Raw genomic sequence first — 1,021 nt, forward strand, 5'->3', positions numbered from 1 at the left:
GGACTTCTTTGCCTCCAATACGTTCAACATAACCGATACCGGCGCCTCACAGACCATCACCGTCACCGTAAGGGACGATAACGGGTGCTTGGACACAACGAACGTTACCATCGATCCGTTGCCGACCATTACCGATGTAACAGTTGCCCAGATCACGGCCATTACCTGTTCCAATGATGAAACGGCCCGTGTAACGGTGACCGGCGGATCGGGCGACTTCACCTTCGAGCTATTGCCCGGTGGACCGGTCCAGAGTTTGGCAAGCCAGACGGCCGACTTTGACCTTACCGCCCCAGGGGACTATACGTTCAGGGTGACCGATAACGTTACGGGATGTTATTTTACGACATTGCCCTATACCATTGCGCCATACGACCTTATCGAGGTAGTGGCCACCGCCATTACCCCTGTGACCTGTTTCGGGGACTCCGATGGGGTCATGGAAATCAATGTCACCGATTATACCGGAAACTACTCTTATGAGGTGTTCAACAGCGATGGCACTACCACGGCATTGACAAATACAGGCGTAGCACCAGGTGTGCTTAGCATACCCGGATTGTCCGCAGGAAACTTCTATGTGGTACTTACCGCAACGGATACACCGTTCTGTCCTGCCACATCGAACACGGTGACCATTGGTTCACCGAACGCCGCTTTAAGCTTGGTGGAGGTTTCCAATAGCAACGCAAATTGTAACATCGGAGCGCAAGTGGCCGTGAATGCAAGTGGTGGGACCCCAGGGTATGAATATGCCTTTGTGCCTACCACAACATCACCTACCGGATTGTTCACAACAAGCGCCAGTGCGGTTTTAACACCTGCCACTTATCCTTCCGATTATGATGTTTATGTAAGGGATTCCCGAGGTTGTAGCACCTTTATCACCATAACGGTGAACGAAGATCCTATGCCTACGGTAACGGCCCCAGTATACGCCACGGACCAATGTACATCCAACGGTACGTCCTACACTTTTGATGTAGTGGGTACGGGTGTCGCGCCACTTGAATACAGCGTG

1 pseudogene is annotated in these 1,021 nt (G+C 52.2%); it reads left to right on the forward strand.

What is annotated here, in order from left to right:
- Positions 1-1,021, forward strand: a pseudogene (locus HPE63_RS18470) (hypothetical protein); the annotation flags it as partial.

Origin of the sequence: Maribacter arenosus (genome assembly GCF_014610845.1) — a bacterium.
Taxonomy (GTDB): domain Bacteria; phylum Bacteroidota; class Bacteroidia; order Flavobacteriales; family Flavobacteriaceae; genus Maribacter_A; species Maribacter_A arenosus.